Genomic DNA, 18,315 nt, shown 5'->3' on the forward strand with positions numbered 1-18,315 from the left:
CGAGCGCCCCCCACTCTGTCATTTGGACGAGCGCAGCGAGGAGAAATCTATTCTTTGCCATGTTTTGATAAGATTTCTCCTCGTTCGTTGGACGGACTCGTCGAAATGACAGGAGAGACGCCTACTGGCAATCTGTGGAGCTCTTCCCACTCTGTCATTTCAACAATCGTCTCCCACTCTGTCATTTGGACGATCGCCCCCCACTCTGTCATTTCGACGAGCGCAGCGAGGAGAAATCTATTCTTTTCCGTGTTTTGATAAGATTTCTCCTCGTCCGTTGGACGGACTCGTCGAAATGACAGGTGAGACGCCTACCGGCAATCCGACGAGCGCAGCGAGGAGAAATCTTTTTCCCTTCCCTACCGCTCCCTGAGCGTAGTCGAAGGGAGCGGTTTCGATACCTACTGCTAACAAAAAAATCAACGTGGCAAATCTTTTCCGGTTAGCTAATTCATCATTTTATGTCAGAACGCCAAAGCGGGTCTGCTCAACGAGCGGATTGCTCACGGTGGCTGAGTAGGCGAGTTACAGCGGTAGTGCAGAGCGACACGGCAACCGCTTCACCAATACGCATTTTTTCTTAATTGTCCAATAAACTAACGGACGCTAATTATTTGGCCGTTAGTTCCGATATTAATTATGAAAACAAAAATCAAAAAGGAGAACATAATGAAGCGATTGTTATGCGCGTTTTTTTTAATCACCCTGATGGGACAGTTCTCGTTTGCTACGACCTATTTTAAAAACTGGGTCAATGAAACGGAATCCAATACGCTCACTCAGGGAGATTTTTACGCCTGGGAGTACGACGTTTCAGTGCCGGGTGGTTCAGCGCTGCTTAAGATCATCGTGGATGTTAATTCTAACGCCGTTTATGATGCGGACGATGTGGTGCTGATCGTCTTTAAACAAACCGACGGCGAACCGGGCGAAGGTGCTCCGGGCGATTCAGGCGTGGTCGCCGATGGCATTATTTACACGCAATTAGGGCCATTTGGATTTGCGCCAGGCGATTATCTGTTTGAAGTGCAGGATCAAAACGACCAATCGACTGTGGTCGGAACGCTGCACATCGCTCCGCGGCCCAATGTAACGGTGTGGGTAAAGGGAACGCTGAGCATCGAGGGCGTTACGCCGCCCGATCAACGTCTGGCTAATTACATGTTCGAAGCTTCCGAAGAAAACGATGCATTCGGCATTCTCAGCGGTTTGACCGATGAAAACGGCGATTTTATCATCAATCTGCCGGACGATGCGGTCGGTCATAATTTTAAAATCGGCTATATGTTTGAATCCCAGATCTCAGGTTATGAGCCGGATTCCATGTCATACCACAATGTCCTTATTCAGGCAGGCGAAAACAGCGGATTTAATTTTAATCTCTTTATTCCTGACGCCGTGGTTTACGGCAGCGTGGTTGACGAGGCCGGTCAGCTTATTCCCGTGAATGGCTGGGGAAGTATTGAAAACCTGAATACATACGCCGAACTCGACTTTTCTGTGATCAACGGTTCGTACCAGACCGCCGTTCCTTTTGGTTCCGGCGATTCCATTAACGTTACCTTTCAACTGCACTTCTGGTCGGAAGAATTGTTGCCCGATTATATGATGCCCGTGATGTGGAATAATCCGGCTTACACCTTTACCGTTAGTAAGGGCGACAGTTTGCAAAAGAATATCGAAGTGCTGAGCACGGACACCGTTATTTACGTTTACGGCGCAATTGACGGCAATCCACTTCCTTATGAATTTGAAGCCTGGGCGACCGATGATCAAACGGGGCAGGCCTTTGCCCGCTTTAACGGTCAATTTCTAACAACCATACCCGTACGCAGCGGAAGAAGCTATTTTGTGAGTTTGACCAATACGGATTACGGCGAACTGCAGCCGCCTGCGGGCTACTACCTCGAAGGAGGAAACTGGCGTGAGGCCTGGCCGGGCGATACCGTACGATTCAACTTTTTACAAACCCAGGGCGCAATTAGCGGCGCCTTTCACTTTGATCCGGGAGACCCCACGGATGCTTCTCTGGAAAGTTCCACCGTGCAGGCTTTTACGCAAACCTGGGACAGTTGGTACGAGGGCGTTATCAACTGGGATTCTCTGAAATACAGAATTTCTGTGCCCAGCGATACTTTTAATGTCCGCTTTCGCAACTGGGATTGGAACTATCTGGCCTTTCCGGATCTTTACGAAGGAGTAATTGTAAACAACGGCGAGGTGCAAAATCTTGATTTTACCTTAAACTATACGCATGCTACCATAGAAGTGCATCTAAAAAACGCGCATATTCAGGACATTAGTCAGTACTATCAACAAATTTCCACACAGGGCGTTTATCCCAATGTTTACGTAACCGAGGCAACGCTAAAGAGCGACACCAGCTTTTACTTTAAAGTGTGCGAAGGTCAGTGGAACATTCCCGCTCCTTACGTTGGCAATGGTTATGTGCCCGAGGAACCGCAGGCTCAGGTAACCGTTACGGAAGACAGTAGCTATTATTATGTGGAATTTGTCTATCGGTTGGATACTGGTATTGAGGAGAGGAACATTACGCCTAAAGAATTTTATGTGAAACCGAACTATCCCAATCCGTTCAATCCCAGAACCACCATTGAGTTTGGTCTGCCCCAAAACGAGCATGTAACGGTAACCATTTACAACGTGAATGGTCAGAAAATCAGCAATCTATTTACGGGCCATCTACCGGCCGGTATCCATCGCATCCAGTGGAATGCGCAGAATTTTGCCTCGGGGATTTACTTTTTCCAGGTTAAAACAGAAAAAAGGAATGTTATTAAACGCATGCTTTTAATTAAATAAACGCTCACTCCTCCAGGTAGGCCGTTTGAGCAATCAAGCGGCCTATTTTTTTAACCAATCCGCAAATAAAAGTTCGGCTTCCAGCAAGCTGCCTTTCTTGCCCACATCTAACCAGCGGGCCTGTTGTTCAATGACCGCGCAAACTTTTTGCTTTTGTGCGGCCAGCTGCAAATACGCTTCAATCAATGAAAACTTTGTTTCGGCCGGGAAGAAATCGAAAATGGCAGAAGACAACACCTGCACGCCCATGAAAGAGTATGGTTTTAAAGGACGATTATCCTCAACCATGATTCGCTTTTCGCCGCTCTGGATGTTTTGCCAGCCGCCGAGCGCAAGCCGGTCGTCAAATAACAGATAGCGCTGCGTATCTCTTTGCCGAACGGCCAGACAGGCCAGCGCCCTGGTTTCCTTTAGATTTTCAAAAAGATTTGTATAATCCATGTCGGTCAGCACATCCACATTATGCACCAGAAAAGCGTCGCAATCTTCAAAAAACCAGCGCGCCTTTTTGACCCCGCCGCCCGTGTCCAGCAGCTGTTCTTCCACAGAAAAAGCGATGCGCAATCCAAAGGCTTTGTTTTTTTTGACGAAGTCCATGATTTGCTGCGCGTGATGGTGCACATTAATAATCAGCTCGTTAAAACCGGCCTCTTTTAAACGGCGAATATTGATCTCCAGCAAAGTTTTTCCGCCGATTTCAACCAGCGCTTTGGGCCGTTGGTCGGTCAGGGGACGCAGCCTCGTGCCGAGACCGGCCGCCAGAATCATGGCCTTCATGTTTATTCTCCCTGCCACATTTCCAGTTCACGATGTCTGAGCTGCACGTCGATGTCGTATTTTTTCTTTAAATATTCGGCAAGCTGGCTGGCACAGAACACAGAGCGATGTTGTCCGCCCGTACAGCCGAAAGCGACCATAATGTCCGTAAAATTGCGTTGCAGATAGTTGGGCACCATCAGGTCCAGCAAGCCCTGCACGTGTTGAAGAAATGTTTTTACCTCCGGCGCTTTTTGCAGAAATTCAATAACCGGTCTGTCCAGTCCTGTCAGGTTTTTGTAGCGCGCTTCCCGGCCTGGGTTGGGCAGCATACGGCAATCGAACACAAAACCGCCGCCATGGCCTTTCTCGTCCACGGGAATGCCGCGTTTGTACGAAAAACTCTGGATGCGCACCGTCAGGCGCAGATGGGCATCGCCAAACTGCCGCAAATAGCTGGAACGCACCAGTTGTTCCCACACAGCCGTCAGTTGTGGAATGTCGATGGGCAGGTCGGCGTTGTGAAGCAGCCATTCCAGGTTTTGGATGGCGTAAGGCACGCTTTTTAAAAAGTGCTCTTTACGCTCGTAAAAACCTCTAAATCCGTACGCGCCCAGGGCCTGCATGATGCGGATGTACACATAGCCATAGTAGTATTGCAAAAATTTTTCGCGGTTTACGGGGACGTAATTTTCCAGCGCTTTCAGATATTCTTCTAATAATTGCTGCCGCACCTCGCTGGGAATATCGGCTTTGGCGTCAAACAACAAAGAGGCCAGATCGTACTGCAGGGCGCCCTTACGCCCGCCCTGGTAGTCGATAAAGTAAGGCTCGCCGTTGACCAGCATAATATTGCGCGACTGAAAATCACGGTACAGAAAATAATCCCGATCGGTGGCCAGCAGAAAATCCATAAAGGTCTGGAAGTCGTTTTCCAGACTTTGTTCGTCAAACGGAATTTTAGCCAGTTTTAAGAAATAATATTTGAAATAATTCAGATCCCAGTGCATGGATTGGCGGTCGAAACTGGCGCGCGGATAACACACGCTGTAATCCAGTCCTTCATTGGCTTCCACCTGAAAGCGGGGCAAATAAGCCGCCACTTTTTTGTAAACGTCGATGATCTTTTGGGAAAAGCCCTCTTTTTGCCGCACCTCTGTTAAAAAAGAAAAAAGCGTGGTGTCGCCCAGGTCTTCTTCCAGGTAAATGTTCTTGTCCAGCTCCTGGAGATAGATCTCCGGCACGTTCAACTTAAGTCGGCGAAAATGTTTGGTAAAGGTCACAAAGGCGATATTCTCTTTTAAATCGGGATTAAAAACGCCGATGGCCTGTTTGTCTTTGCCCTTGATGCGGTAATATTTGCGATCAGAGCCGTGCGCGGGCAACGGTTCAAAACTGGTGGCCTTTTCGCCGGCCCAGCGTTCGAATAGATTTAATAAATGTCCTTTAATTTCCTGATTCACGGTTTACCTTTCTGTTAGCCCTGTTTGCACTCATTCTGTCCCTAATTTAGCGCAGGCAAGCTAAGAGTTAAAATAAAAAAAAGCAAATTGTAAAAAATGTCAACTACCGTTTCGTGCATTTGAAGCGCTTTTTGATTAAATTGGGCTCTAAGATGAAGAAAAGATCGGTATTTATGTTGCGCATTATTTTAATCTTTTTATTAATAATGAGCGTTCGTTTTTTGGGACAGGCCCGCGCGGACGACTGGCAAACATATTGTGAAAAATCTCAATTTAAAGCCACGCCCGATTACGCGCAAACCATGGCTTTTTGTGAAAAATTGGCCGATTTCTCTCCGTGGATTCAATTTATCTCTTTCGGAAAAAGCGCACAGGGGCGTGATTTGCCGCTGTTGATTGTGAACAAGGACGGCCGCTTCGATCCGCAAGCCATCAATCGAGAGCAGAAATTGGTGGTGCTGATTCAGGCGGGCATTCATGCCGGAGAGATTGATGGCAAAGATGCAGGATTCATCTTTTTGCGCGATCTGGTTGTGCACAAAAAACATGCCTCACTGTTGGACCACGTGGTTTTATTGTTCATCCCCATTTTTAATGTGGACGGCCACGAACGCAGCGGCCCTTACAATCGTATTAATCAGAACGGTCCGCAGGAAATGGGCTGGCGGACGACCGCGGTTAACCTGAACCTGAATCGGGATCATCTTAAGGCCGATGCAGTCGAAATGCAGGCCTGGCTTAAACTATTCAACCGCTGGCTGCCCGATTTTTTTGTGGATATTCATGTTACCGATGGCGCCGATTATCAGTATGTTGTAACCTACAATATGGATACGCATGGCGTATTGGACAGCGGATTAAATCAATTTTTGAAATCGCGCTTCATCCCGGCGCTGGAACACGCCATGCAAGAAAATAATCTGCCAATTATTCAATACGTCATGTTTAAAAATCACCACGATCCTAAAAGCGGCATGCTCAACTGGGTGCCATCCCCTCGTTTTTCTAACGGCTACACGCTTTTGCACAATCGCCCCGGTCTTTTGATCGAAAACCACATGCTTAAAGATTACCGCACGCGCGTGAACGCCACTTACCATATGTTGGAGACGCTGTTCGATCTTATGAACGATTTTCAAGGCCCTCTCAGACGGTTAATCAAACAGGCCGATCGGGCTACGTTAGATGCGGACTTTCTGGCGCGCCCCTTTCCGCTTACCTTTCGTCGAACCGGAGACAGTACGATGATTGATTTCCTTGGATTTGAATATCAAACGCTAAAAAGCGATGTGAGCGGCGGCCTCTGGTACCGATATGACAATGCGCGGCCAAAAACCTTCCGCATTCCGTTTTATGATTTTTTTGTGCCGGAGCGCGTGGTCAATCTGCCGCTGGCCTATCTGGTACCGGTGGAATGGAAAACAGTTATTGACCGTCTGGCGCTGCACGGCATTACTTATTTTGAGCTTTCGCAGGATATGGAATTGAATCTGGAAACATATCGTTTTAAAGAAGTAAAGTTTGCTTCGTCGCCTTACGAGGGACGGCAAATGGTTCGATTTAAAAGCGAGCCGATGCGCTTTAAACGGATTTATTATAAAGGTTCGGTAATTGTTCCTGTAAAGCAGCGAACGGCGCGCGTAATCGCCCACATTTTTGAACCGGATGCGCCGGATTCGTTTGTTCGCTGGGGCTTTTTTAACGCCATTTTCGAAAAAAAAGAATACGCGGAGTCCTACGTTATGGAAGCGCTGGCCCGCAAGATGCTGGCAGAAGATGACCAACTGCGCGCCCGGTTTCAGGAAAAAATGCAGGCCGATTCTGCTTTTGCCCGCAATCCGCGCGCCATTTTAAATTGGTTTTACCGCCATTCCCCTTATTGGGATCGTTTTAAAGACATCTATCCTGTAGGAAAAATTACAGATGCACAGTTACTAAACCATCTTTTGAAAGGAGTTAATTAATGCGCCTGATTTTAATCATCATTTCGGTTGCTTTTGTGTTTACAATAGCCAACGCTCAGTCCGTTTCTAAAAAATTTTACCAGATGAGCCACCAGGAAATCGACTCCGTTCTGCGGGAAATTAGTAAAAAGCCCCTGACCATTACCGAAAAGATGAATCTCTTTTCTGAATACTTTCTGGGGATGCCCTACAACCTGCATTGCGTGGGAGACGGCCCCTATGCCCTTTACGAAGCCTGGCCGCTGGTCAATTTTAAGGAAACCAATTGCATGTCCTATTGCGAACACGTGCTCGCGTTGTCCATTTCGGATTACTGGGATAATTTCTTTAACAATCTGCAGCAAATCCGCTACCGGGATGGGCTGATCGGTATGAAGACGCGTAACCACTACACCATGGCCGACTGGCTGCCGCAAAATAGCTGGCTGTTGCAGGATGTTACCCGCAAAGTGGGCGGAGCGCTCACGCGTAAGGTTACGCGAACGATTTCGCACCGCAAGTTTTTTGCCGGCAAAGGCATTAGCGATACGATTGACGTGTTACCGGATCGTAAATTAACCATTGATTACATCCCTTTGCAGGATTTAATCAAGGTTAAGGAGCGATTGAAAAACGGTGATATTTGCGCTTTAATTTTCAATAACAAGGATGATATTTTTTCGGCGCACATGGTGATGATTATGGATAACAACGGCCAGCAGGTTGTGCGCGAATCGACCACCAGAGGCATGAGCACCTTTGACACGGCGTATGATACCTGGGTTGAACAGCTCAACACAAAATACAAAGATCGGTACATCGGTCTGGCGGTCATGCGCGTGCGCGATGAGTTAAACACCCCGGGAAAAATCATTAAGCCCTGGGAAATTGCCGGTCTAAAAAACAAGTTGAGAAGGGGAGGCAAATAGATTGTTTCGTTTCGCTATTTTGTTAATCAGCTTTTGGCTTTTAGCCGGGCTGGTTTACGCAGATTTTCCCGCGCAATCTGCGCGCACTTATTCCGAAGTCGAAGTGTTTTTGGATAAAACATCTTCATTCGAAACGCTGGCTGCCGCAGGACTCATTTTCGATCATATTAAAATTCTGGAAAAGTCGGCGGAAGGTTTGCGCTTTAAGACGGTTGTCAATAGTTCGGAAATGGAAATTTTAAAACAATCCGGTTTGAGTTTTAAAGTGCTCATTGCGGATGTGGTTCAGGACTTTTTGGCGCGGCAAAAGCAGATCAACGCCGCGAGCCTGGTGCGCGAGGATTTGCCGGCCGGTTTCGAATACGGCAGCATTGGCGGCTATTACACTTTTGACGAAGTCGTAAACGAACTGGATTCCATGCGCCTGAATTATCCGCATCTGATAACGGCTAAACAATCGATCGGTAAGTCCATAGAAAACCGGGATCTGTGGATGGTGAAAATCTCGGACAATCCGGATGTGGATGAAGAGGAGCCGGAGGTGTTTTTTACGGCGCTGCATCACGCTCGTGAGCCGGGCGGCTTAATGACGTTGATGTATTTTATGGATTATATTCTGGAACAATACGGCGTGGATGCGCAGGTCACCTATTTAATCGATCACCGCGAAATTTACTTTGTGCCGGTGGTCAATCCTGATGGGTATGTTTACAACGAGCAAACCAATCCGGATGGCGGCGGCCAGTGGCGCAAAAATCGCCGTCCGGTTCAGAGCTGGTACGGGATTGATTTGAATCGCAACTACGGTTACCAGTGGGGCTACGACGATGCCGGTTCCAGTCCCTATCCTTTTAGCGATACCTACCGCGGAAGCGCGCCGTTTTCCGAGCCGGAAACTCAGGCCATCCGCGATTTTATTAACAGTCGTAATATCAAATGTGTGTTGAATTATCACACCTACTCCAATGTGCTGATCTACCCCTGGTCGTATATTGCCGCCTTAACGCCAGATTCGATTACTTACATGGAATACGGCGATCTGTTGACGTCTCAAAACCGTTATGGCTTTGGCAACTGCAATCAAACGATTAATTACAACGCCAATGGCGACGCAGACGACTGGATGTACGGCGAGCAGTCGGAAAAGGCGAAAATTTTCGCCTTAACCCCGGAGGTCGGCGACGATAGCGACGGCTTCTGGCCGGATCAGAGCCGCATTGTTCCCCTTTGCGAAGAAAATCTAAAATCGAACCTCAACCTTACCTGGCTGGCCGGGGCGTACCCCCGGGCCCGTTCGTTTCAGATCATTTTTGACGACAATGGCAATGGATTTGCGGAGCCGGGAGAACAGATAAAAATCGTTTGCCAGAGTAAGAATATCGGCCTGAGCAACGGGCAAAATATTTCCGTGGCAATCGGCAGCGATCTTGCAGAGATTCAGCCCGTCAATAGCGCATCAGGCATTGTGCATGCCAGCTTTCCGGCGCATAGCACGGTTAACGATACCTTTTTGTTGGGCATTGATGAAAATCTGGCTGAGGGCAGCAAGGCCGTGTTGACGCTAAATTACACGATGGATGGCTACACTTTGATTGATACGCTCGGTTATCTGGTGGTGGGTACGCCGCTGGTGGTTTTTATGGACAATGCCGAAAACGGTCTGGAAAACTGGCACACCGGCGAAGAATGGGGGCTGGAAAACGACGCTCTGAATAGCGGGAACACAGTTTTTAGCGACAGCCCCGATAAACTGTATGAAAATAACGCCAATAACCGTTTAACGCTCAAAGATGCCCTGCAACTGCCGACAGCGGATCGTATTTATTTAAGCTATTTAACGCGCTGGAATGTGGAAAGGGGGTTTGATTTTGCCACGGTGCAGATTTCCACGGATTCTGTAAACTGGGAAACGTTGCAAACTTCCAGCATGCAACCGGCTTCTGGCAAAGGGCAGCAGGCTTCGGGCGATTTTGGCTACGACGGTTTTACCAGCTTCTGGAAGTGGGAATGGATTGACATCACCGATTATCAGACGGCTGACAGGCTGTTTTTGCGTTTTCGATTACAAAGCGATGGCGGCGAGGCTAAAGACGGCTGGCGTCTGGACAATATTCAGGTGCTGGCTTACAATACGCTGCCTTCTTCCGTTGCAGATCAGGGAGGTTTAACGGCAAAAACGGCTTATCTGTCGCCGGCTTTTCCCAATCCATTTAACGCCGTTACCACTTTGCGTTATTATTTGCCGCGTGGCGCTTTTGTGCAACTAAATGTTTTCGATGTTAAAGGACAAAAAATTGCCGTGCTGGTTAACAAAGTGCAAAAAGCCGGTCGGCACACGCTACGCTTTGATGCCAGCGGATTGGCCAGCGGTTTGTATTTTATTCAGTTAAAAACGGAAAACCAGAATCAGATAAGAAAGGCGCTTCTTTTAAAATAGAGTGCGGCGGGAAAGAATGAGGGGTTTTTTTAAAATCCCGCAGGGATGAAATGATTATAGGGGCTGTCCCAAAAGTCAAAGAAAATGTATTTTTATAAAGTTTTTCTTTCCCTCACCCCCTTTAATTCCCCCTCTCCCGAAAATCGCTGGACCTGGCACACACTTGACACAGGGGGAATAATTTGTTAAATTTTCTACATGCAAATATATGGGAAAATTTTTAGCGAACCAATACTTAAGAGTATTAATGCGATCATTGCCCGGCAGCCGCAGATATCTCGCAGGAAATTATCGCGAGAGGTATGCGAACTGATGGACTGGAAATCTCCCAATGGTAAACTGCAGGAGATGAGCTGCCGTAAAGCCTTGCTAGAGCTGGATCGACGAGGTTTAATAAAATTACCAGAAAGAAAAAAAAGCTATGCTTTTGAAAAAAAGAAAAAGCGTAAGCTTGATGTTCCAATCGCCTCCATTGAAGGCCATTTATCGGTTTTGGGCGAAATTGTAATCGAGCCGATCAAAAGCCGCTACAGCAAGGATTCGCGCGCATGGTTTCAGTTAATAGAGAATTTCCATTACCTTAAAAGCGCAAAACTTTGTGGCGCTCAGATTCGCTATATTGTAAAAAGCGAGAAGTATGGCTATATTGGCGCTTTAGGCTTTAGTTCAGCGACTTATAAGTTACGAGCCAGGGATGCCTATATTGGCTGGAGCGAAAAGGCGCGAAGGGAGAATATCCAGTATGTGATCAGTAATGATCGTTTTTTGATCGTACCTACGGTTAAGGTCAAGAATCTGGCTTCATTTCTGTTGAGTAAAGCCTTGCAGCGTATTGGAACCGATTGGGAGAGTCGTTATGGTTATCGCCCGGTTTTGGTAGAAAGTTATGTGGATTCTAGTGTTTTCAAAGGCATCGGTTACCTGGCTTCCAACTGGCTTTATGTAGGAAATACCAGCGGTCGTCGTGACGGTATCGCCAAAAAGGTATTTCTTTATCCATTGCAAAGGAACTGGCGAAAGATTTTATGTCAGGAGAGTGCGGACGGTTTAGGCCATGGACGATTAATCAAAGACTCATCGAATTGGGCGGAGCGGGAATTTGGCAGCATTCGCTTATATGACAATCGTCTCAAACAGCGTTTGTACGCCATTGCGGATGATTTTTACAACAAGCCGCAGGCCAACATACCGGAGGCCTGTGGTGGTAAGGCGCGCACGATGGGCGCCTATCGATTTTTTCAAAACGAGAAGGTAACCATGGATATTATTTTAGATGCACATACCGAGGCGACGATAGATCGCATAAAAGAACACAAGGTGGTTTTAGCGCCTCAGGACACGACCATTTTAGACTACAGCACGCATCCCATGACCAAAGACTTGGGGCCGACAAGCCATTTAGATCACCAGAGCATTGGCTTGATTTTACATGATACATTGGCCTTTAGTGAGGATGGCACGCCGTTAGGCGTATTGGATGCCCAGGTATGGGCTCGTGATCCGAAGGATCGAGGCAAGACGCGTCGTCGTAAGGAATTACCCATTGAGCAAAAAGAGAGTATGAAATGGTTACGTAGTTATCGCCGGGTCAACGAGATAGCTAAGTTATGTCCGGAGACGCTTATCGTAAGCATTGGCGATCGCGAGGCGGATATCTACGAATTATTTCATGAAGCTCAAAGGAAAGATAGCAAGGCTGGTCTTTTGGTACGCGTGGGCAAGCGCCGCAATCGCAAAGTGGCCGGAATCGATCTGTGGGATTACATGTCCAGTCAAGAAGAGCGCGGTCAATTTCAAATTCATGTACCTCGAAGGGGCAATATCAGGGCGCGTGAAGCCCAGATGTCTTTGCGTTATTCGTCGATAGATTTAGAGCCTCCGAAACGATTTTCGTCCTCTGATCCAATAAAGGTCTGGGCTGTTTATATCCGAGAGATTAATCCACCACCTGATATTAAGAGCCCAATAGAGTGGATGTTATTGACCACGGTCTCGGTAGATAATTTTTCTGAAGCTTATCAAAGAGTGCAGTGGTACACGCGTCGTTGGGGTATAGAGATATATCATCGAACCTTAAAGAGCGGCTGTCGCATAAAGGATCGCCAATTAGGTAGTGCGGATCGTTTAGAGACGGCCTTAGCCGTCGATATGGTAGTAGCCTGGCGCATTTATCATATGACCATGTTGGGTCGTGAAGTACCGGATTCGCCGGCGAGCGTATTTTTCAAAGAAGAGGAATGGAAAGCGTTGTATTGCTATGTGCATAAGACGCCCATAGCGCCGGAGGAGCCGATGAGTTTACGAGAAGCCATCCGTATGGTAGGTCAGATCGGAGGCCATTTAGGCAGAAAGAGTGATGGCGAGCCTGGCACAGTAACGCTCTGGCGAGGGATACAGCGATTAGATACGGCAACCGAGATGTATATTATTTTTACTTCAAGCCGAGACGGCCCATAACCCACGGTGCTATGTGTGGGTAAAGGTCAGCGAAAATCGGGAGAGGGGGAAAGGGGGTGAGGGCTACTGTAAGCTTTTACCTATCCCATCTTGAACAAAATTTAAGCCCAAATCACCAAATTTCCACCTTCGGTTTTTGTAAGTTATTGGTTTTTTTGGATCGAGTTTTCGAGATGTCGTTGTAGTGCCCCATACTATATTGGTTTCCCCCTTGACTTAATTGACTGATATGATTATATTTGAACATGTTTATTAAAGAAGTCACAAAAAAGAATAAAGGGTACGATAAAACCTTCGTTTACCATCAATTGGTCGAATCCTATCGTACTGAAAAAGGCCCAAGACAAAGAAAATTGCTCAACCTGGGCAAGCTTACCATTCCTAAAGACCAATGGAAAACACTTGCCAATCGCATCGAAGAGATCATAAGCGGACAAACTTCACTGATCGAAGTGGATGAGCAAATTGAACAATTAGCCCAGCGCTATGCCTCGCTTTTAATTCAAAACAAACTAAAACAAGAAAAGGTAGAAAAAAAAGAAAGCCCACAGGAAACCGAGACCATTTTTACGGGCTCTGTCAAATTCAGAGATGCTAGCAGTATAGGAGGCGAATACATCAGTTTGATGATGTTAAGAAAGCTTAAGTTCAATGAACTTTTAAAAAAGCTGGGCTTTAAGGAGAAGGATATTAAACTGGCCGAACTGTTGATCGTTGGGCGCCTGGTGCACCCCTCAAGCGAATGGGCGACCTTACGCTGGGTCAAAAAGCAAAGCGCCATCGATGAGCTTTTAGAGTTAGACCTTTCAAGACTTTCTCACAATAAACTTTATCGAATTACGGATCAATTATTAGAACATAAGGACAAAATCGAGAATGGTTTAGTAGAGCAAGAGCGTCTGTTATTTTCCTTGCAGGAAAAGATCATCCTGTACGATTTAACCAATACGTATTTTGAGAGTAGCCGTACCAGTGAACTCAAGGCTCGCGGACGTAGTAAAGATAAGCGTCACGATATGCCCCTGGTTACTTTAGGCCTGGTATTGGATGAGGATGGATTCCCCAAGGAGAGTCGTCTTTTCTCTGGCAATGTTTCCGAACCAGAGACTTTGTCTAAAATTCTGGATACGATAGGCGGCAAAGTCAGGAAATTGATTATTTTAGATGCCGGGATTGCCACAGAAGAGAACTTGCAACTGATCACAAAGCGTGGACACGACTATCTGGTTGTCTCACGCAGTAAACCGGAAATCGAGATCGAAGAAAATGCTTTTAAAGAGATTAATCACGATCAACGCCATAAAGTGGAAGCCTATCTTTACCGTAAGGATAAAGAGCTTTATTTATACTGTCGCAGCGCCTCAAGGCAAAAGAAAGAGGAAGCCATTCGACAATTTCATCAGCAGCGCTTTGAGGCGGAGTTGAAATATGCGGCGGAGAGTTTGCACAAGAAACGAGGCACGAAGAAATATCCCAAGGTTTTAGAACGCATTGGCCGCATAAAGGAACGTCATGCAAAGGTGGCCTATTTTTATGATATTACGGTTGAGCATCACAATGGTATCGTGACAGAGATCAGCTGGAAGATAAAAGATGAGCAAAAGATGGATGATCGATTTTCCGGCACGTATTATTTACGGACGAGTCGTCTGGATTTAACGGATCGTGAGATTTGGCAGCTCTACATCAGTTTAACGGATGTGGAGGATGGATTTCGCTCGTTGAAGAGTGAATTAGGCTTAAGGCCTAATTTTCACCAGAAGGATAAACGCATTGAAGGGCATATTTTCATTTCGATTTTAGCCTTTCATGTATTGATAAGTCTTCAAAAACAATTACATGATGCAGGCGTTTATCATCGCTGGACAACCATTCGTGAATTACTTTCCGTACAGCAGCGAGTAAGCGTGGAGATGAAAACGCAGAAAGGAGATTTATTAGTTATAAGAGATACGACCGAACCGGAGGCGATCCATTATTTAATGGCGCAGGCATTTAAGATCAAGCCCAAGCCATTAGGTATGAAAAAGATAAGAATTTAAATATTGTAGTGGTAATAAAAAAGAACGACATGTTGTTTTTAAATAACTTAAACCGTTTTAGTGTTCAAGATGGGCTAGATCTTTTTAAGGAACTATTCTAAAACTGCACAAAATTTTTGCCAGCCAAGTCAACTAACATTTTACTGAGAAATGGATTTCAGCAGTTTTTGGGCTTCTTTGTTTTGCGGATTGAAGGCAAGGACTCTGCGCGCCAGATTGGCCGCTTTGCCGTAATTGCCCTGTGCTTCAAAAACTTTGGCCAAAACCAGATTGGCCCGCACATCGTTGGGGTTTTTCTGTAACGTTTCTTCCAGTTCTTTTTTAAACTTATCCAGAATGTTTAAATAGCGAAACTCCGGCCCCAACGAAGGATGCTTTACAATGTAAGCCGGATTCAAATAAAATATTTTACGATATTGTTCCAGCGCCAGGTCTTTTTTCCCGATTTCGGTGTAAAGTTCCGCTAATTTGAGATAAACGCGTAACAAAGAATCGTCTAAGGTCAGAACCAGAATATAGTATTTTTCAGCAAGATCATAACTTCCCATTTCATGGTAGGTAAGAGCCAGGTTAAAGATCGCTTCTTTAAAGTCCGGTTTATATTTTACGGCGTTGGTAAAAGCGATGGCCATATCCAGATAGACCTGTTTTTTCTTAATGGGATCCATTGTAATATCAGAGTTCCGGCGCCGGGGTTTGTTTACCTTAACCAGGTCGGCGTTTGACTGGTTCTGAGCGTCCAGCAATTCCAGAAAAGCGGAAATGAGTTCTTCGATGACGGCCTGTTTATAAATGGTTAAGCCTTTTAAGAAATAAGCGTACGGATTGTCTGGTTGTAATTCAATCGATTTGTTCAGTTCGTTCAGAGCGCTGTAAAATATTTGAGAGCGGTAGTAGCAATCACCCAGACGTAAATGGTATTCGGAGTTTTTCGGATTCAGTTCCGCCGCGTTGCGATAATACTCAATGGCTTTGCGGAAGTTTTTTTTATCGTAGTAGATATTCCCCCATTCAAAAAAAGTGGGGGCAAAATCGGGGTTGATTTCCGATGCTTTTTTCAGCGCTTTTTCCGCTTCGACAAATTTCTTTTGTTTGCGTAAAACACGCCCGATGTAGTAATAGGCCTGGTAATCATTGGGATTTAATTCTTTAACGCGTTCAAAATCTTTTAAAGCCTTGTCGTATGCTCCCTGTTTAATAAAAATGAGCCCCCGTCCATAGTAGGGCTTGGAAAAATTAGGCAGGGCATTAATGACTTTATTGAATTGCTCCAGGGCTTTTGTGTATTTCTGGGCGTTAAAATAGACGATGCCCAAATTGTAATAGGCTTCCCAGAACTCCGGGTCTTTTTGAATGGCCTGCCGGAACAGGCCGGTTACTTTTTCAATACGCGCATTGGGTTTACTGTTTTCCATGTAAGCCCGGATAAAGGATTCAAAGGCGCTTACAGAATTGGTAAGAGTAAAAGAGAGTAGACGTTTTTCGGTGGCGCTAACCGGAATTCCGGTTAAGGAAATTAATTGCTCGATGACCTGGTTGCCCAGTTCAAAAAATTTATCCACCGGCTGCCTGAACTGACTGGAAAGAATGGGCGTACCGTTATAGGCGTTGCTGTAAAGTATTTTGAGCGTGATAAGGTTGTTTTCTACAAAAAAAGAGCCCGATACCGTCATTTCCACATTAGCATAGCGCCCGATACGATAGATCATCTGTTCGTTTAAAGGCGCTTTACCAAAGCCGACTTCATCCAGCACTTTTTTTAGCACTTTCTTTTCTGGCAGGTAAAAACCGGAAAGTACGCTCAATTTATTTCTCAGGTAATATTCCAGCCCAAAGGCCATCCAGCTATTGCGGCTACTGGGTTTTTCATTAAAAAAAGGTAAAAGCGCAATTTTCCTTTTATCCTGAGCTAAAATAGAGCCTGCCAATATGAAAAGGATTAAAACCGATATTGTTATTCTTCTCATCATAATTAAATAATATTCCTGTAATTTTTGCTTTTCCATCTTTTTGTTTTCGGCATAAATTTGAACAATTTTAATCAGGATTAAAAATATGGCTCCTTTTTTTTAATTACCAGTTATTGTTCTTTAAATTTGTGACTACCGGGATCAAGTTTGGAATTAATGCCGATTTTTCTTGGTAAACTACATTCTATAAAATTTAACAGTAATGCCTTCTACCTCCAAAATTTAAAGATAAAGATAAAAAATAAAAAAATAAATTGCACATTTCTGTGCGCTAAATACTAAATTTGTTCCGTGAAAAGTTTAAAGTAATTCCCATGGCAACACACACCGTTAATAAAAATGATCCGCCATAGCTTAAAAATGGTAACGGCAGTCCTGTTACCGGAGCAAAACCAATGGTCATTCCAATGTTAATCATGGTATGAAACGCTAAAATGGTGGTAATGCCCACGATTGTCAGGCGGGAGTAATCGGATTTAACGGAGTGAGCCAGCCACAATAGATACAGAAATAAGAATAAAAAGATAAACAGGACAATCGTAATTCCAAAAAATCCCCATTCTTCACCCAAAACCGAAAAGATAAAGTCGGTGTGGTGCGCCGGCAAAAAGTTTAGCTGCGACTGCGATCCCTGCAAAAACCCCTTACCCCAGATGCCGCCGGAACCAATGGCTACCTTGCTTTGAATGATCTGATAACCGGCGCCTTGCGGATCGTTTTCGGGCTGAATGAAGGTTAAAATCCGTTTTTTCTGATATGCTTTTAATGAATTCCACAAAAGCGGGGTAATGCTGCCCACGGCAAGATGTTGTAAAAAAACAAAAATTTTTAAATATAGTTTCTGGTTCGTAAAAATCAGGATTAAAAAAATCACAAACAACCAGATCACATAAGCATAAATGTTAAAAGAGGCGAGCATCGTAATCAGCGGCGGGATGAGCACAAACAAAACAAACCAGGAAACACCAGCCAGATACAACATGGGAATAATCAGCGCTAAAAATACCAGAGACGTTCCCAGATCAGGCTGTTTGACAATTAACGCAAAAGGCAGCAAAACGAGTAAAAAGACTACAAATAGATGCTTTAATTGATTGACTTTTCTGCCGTTCAGCGACAAATAGCGGGCGACGGCTAAAACCGTGGCGATTTTGGCGAATTCCGAAGGTTGCAGGCGAATGGGGCCGATTTTTAACCAGCGTTCGGCGCCGTACCCTTTGACTCCCAAAAACAATACCATAACCAAACTCAGCAGAGCCAATAGATAAAAGAAATAACTGCTTTTCTGGATGAGCTTGTAAGGCATAAAATTGATGGCCAGCATTAAAAAAACGCCAACAAAAGCGTAAACCAGTTGTTTGGTAAAATACCTTTGATCGGCCGCAGAGTAATAGGTGGCGCTAAAAATGGTGATCAGCCCGATGCCAATTAATAACAGTACGGGCAAAAAGATAAACCAGTCTATTTTTTTCAAATGATCGTAAATTTGTGCCAT

General features: G+C 45.4%; 10 protein-coding genes. 6 read left to right on the forward strand and 4 right to left on the reverse strand.

Going from position 1 to position 18,315, the window contains the following annotated elements:
- Positions 1-669 precede the first annotated feature (669 nt).
- Positions 670-2,823, forward strand: a complete 2,154-nt coding sequence (locus Cabys_RS02045) for a T9SS type A sorting domain-containing protein (RefSeq protein ID WP_006928426.1) — start codon at positions 670-672, stop codon at positions 2,821-2,823.
- Between the two features lie 42 nt (positions 2,824-2,865).
- Here the strand turns inward: Cabys_RS02045 and Cabys_RS02050 are convergent, their stop codons facing one another.
- Together Cabys_RS02050 and Cabys_RS02055 are read right to left on the reverse strand one after the other, a co-directional pair.
- Positions 2,866-3,600 (reverse strand): nucleotidyltransferase family protein, encoded by a 735-nt coding sequence (locus Cabys_RS02050; RefSeq protein ID WP_006928427.1) that lies wholly within the window; start codon positions 3,598-3,600, stop codon positions 2,866-2,868.
- A 2-nt stretch (positions 3,601-3,602) separates the two neighbouring features.
- Entirely contained in the window at positions 3,603-5,042 is a 1,440-nt protein-coding gene (locus Cabys_RS02055) for a RapZ C-terminal domain-containing protein (RefSeq protein WP_006928428.1), read from the reverse strand.
- 152 nt (positions 5,043-5,194) lie between these two features.
- Between Cabys_RS02055 and Cabys_RS02060 the strand changes: the two genes are divergently transcribed.
- The 5 genes from Cabys_RS02060 to Cabys_RS02080 all read left to right on the forward strand — a co-directional run bounded on the left by Cabys_RS02060 (position 5,195) and on the right by Cabys_RS02080 (position 14,850).
- A complete protein-coding gene (locus Cabys_RS02060) occupies positions 5,195-7,006 on the forward strand; it encodes a M14 family metallopeptidase (protein ID WP_081475043.1) in 1,812 nt (603 codons plus the stop codon).
- Positions 7,006-7,914 carry an N-acetylmuramoyl-L-alanine amidase-like domain-containing protein gene (locus Cabys_RS02065; RefSeq protein ID WP_006928430.1) on the forward strand — a complete coding sequence of 303 codons (909 nt, stop codon included), beginning with the start codon at positions 7,006-7,008 and terminating at the stop codon, positions 7,912-7,914. The genes Cabys_RS02060 and Cabys_RS02065 overlap by 1 nt, the downstream gene beginning before the upstream one ends.
- 1 nt (position 7,915) lies before the next feature.
- Positions 7,916-10,351: a M14 family zinc carboxypeptidase gene (locus Cabys_RS02070; RefSeq protein ID WP_006928431.1), complete on the forward strand. Its 2,436-nt coding sequence runs from the start codon at positions 7,916-7,918 to the stop codon at positions 10,349-10,351.
- Positions 10,352-10,549: 198 nt separating this feature from the next.
- Positions 10,550-12,808 carry an IS4 family transposase gene (locus Cabys_RS02075; RefSeq protein WP_006928432.1) on the forward strand — a complete coding sequence of 753 codons (2,259 nt, stop codon included), beginning with the start codon at positions 10,550-10,552 and terminating at the stop codon, positions 12,806-12,808.
- 245 nt (positions 12,809-13,053) lie between these two features.
- Positions 13,054-14,850 carry an IS1634 family transposase gene (locus Cabys_RS02080; protein WP_006928433.1) on the forward strand — a complete coding sequence of 599 codons (1,797 nt, stop codon included), beginning with the start codon at positions 13,054-13,056 and terminating at the stop codon, positions 14,848-14,850.
- Positions 14,851-14,990: 140 nt separating this feature from the next.
- Here the strand turns inward: Cabys_RS02080 and Cabys_RS02085 are convergent, their stop codons facing one another.
- Positions 14,991-16,820, reverse strand: a complete 1,830-nt coding sequence (locus Cabys_RS02085; protein ID WP_169313641.1) for a tetratricopeptide repeat protein — start codon at positions 16,818-16,820, stop codon at positions 14,991-14,993.
- A gap of 271 nt (positions 16,821-17,091) precedes the next feature.
- The gene (gene rodA / locus Cabys_RS02090) at positions 17,092-18,315 is read right to left on the reverse strand and encodes a rod shape-determining protein RodA (RefSeq protein ID WP_006928435.1); all 1,224 of its coding nucleotides are present in this window, start codon (positions 18,313-18,315) and stop codon (positions 17,092-17,094) included.

Source organism: Caldithrix abyssi DSM 13497 (assembly GCF_001886815.1).
In the GTDB taxonomy this organism is placed as follows: Bacteria; Calditrichota; Calditrichia; order Calditrichales; family Calditrichaceae; genus Caldithrix; species Caldithrix abyssi.

Excerpts from the sequence above, each read along its gene's own strand:
- Cabys_RS02045 (WP_006928426.1), top strand. The coding sequence starts at position 670 with ATGAAGCGATTGTTATGCGCGTTTTTTTTAATCACCCTGATGGGACAG.
- Cabys_RS02050 (WP_006928427.1), bottom strand. The coding sequence starts at position 3,600 with ATGAAGGCCATGATTCTGGCGGCCGGTCTCGGCACGAGGCTGCGTCCC.
- Cabys_RS02060 (WP_081475043.1), top strand. The coding sequence starts at position 5,195 with ATGAAGAAAAGATCGGTATTTATGTTGCGCATTATTTTAATCTTTTTA.
- Cabys_RS02065 (WP_006928430.1), top strand. The coding sequence starts at position 7,006 with ATGCGCCTGATTTTAATCATCATTTCGGTTGCTTTTGTGTTTACAATA.
- Cabys_RS02075 (WP_006928432.1), top strand. The coding sequence starts at position 10,550 with ATGCAAATATATGGGAAAATTTTTAGCGAACCAATACTTAAGAGTATT.
- Cabys_RS02080 (WP_006928433.1), top strand. The coding sequence starts at position 13,054 with ATGTTTATTAAAGAAGTCACAAAAAAGAATAAAGGGTACGATAAAACC.
- Cabys_RS02085 (WP_169313641.1), bottom strand. The coding sequence starts at position 16,820 with ATGATGAGAAGAATAACAATATCGGTTTTAATCCTTTTCATATTGGCA.
- rodA (WP_006928435.1), bottom strand. The coding sequence starts at position 18,315 with ATGGCACAAATTTACGATCATTTGAAAAAAATAGACTGGTTTATCTTT.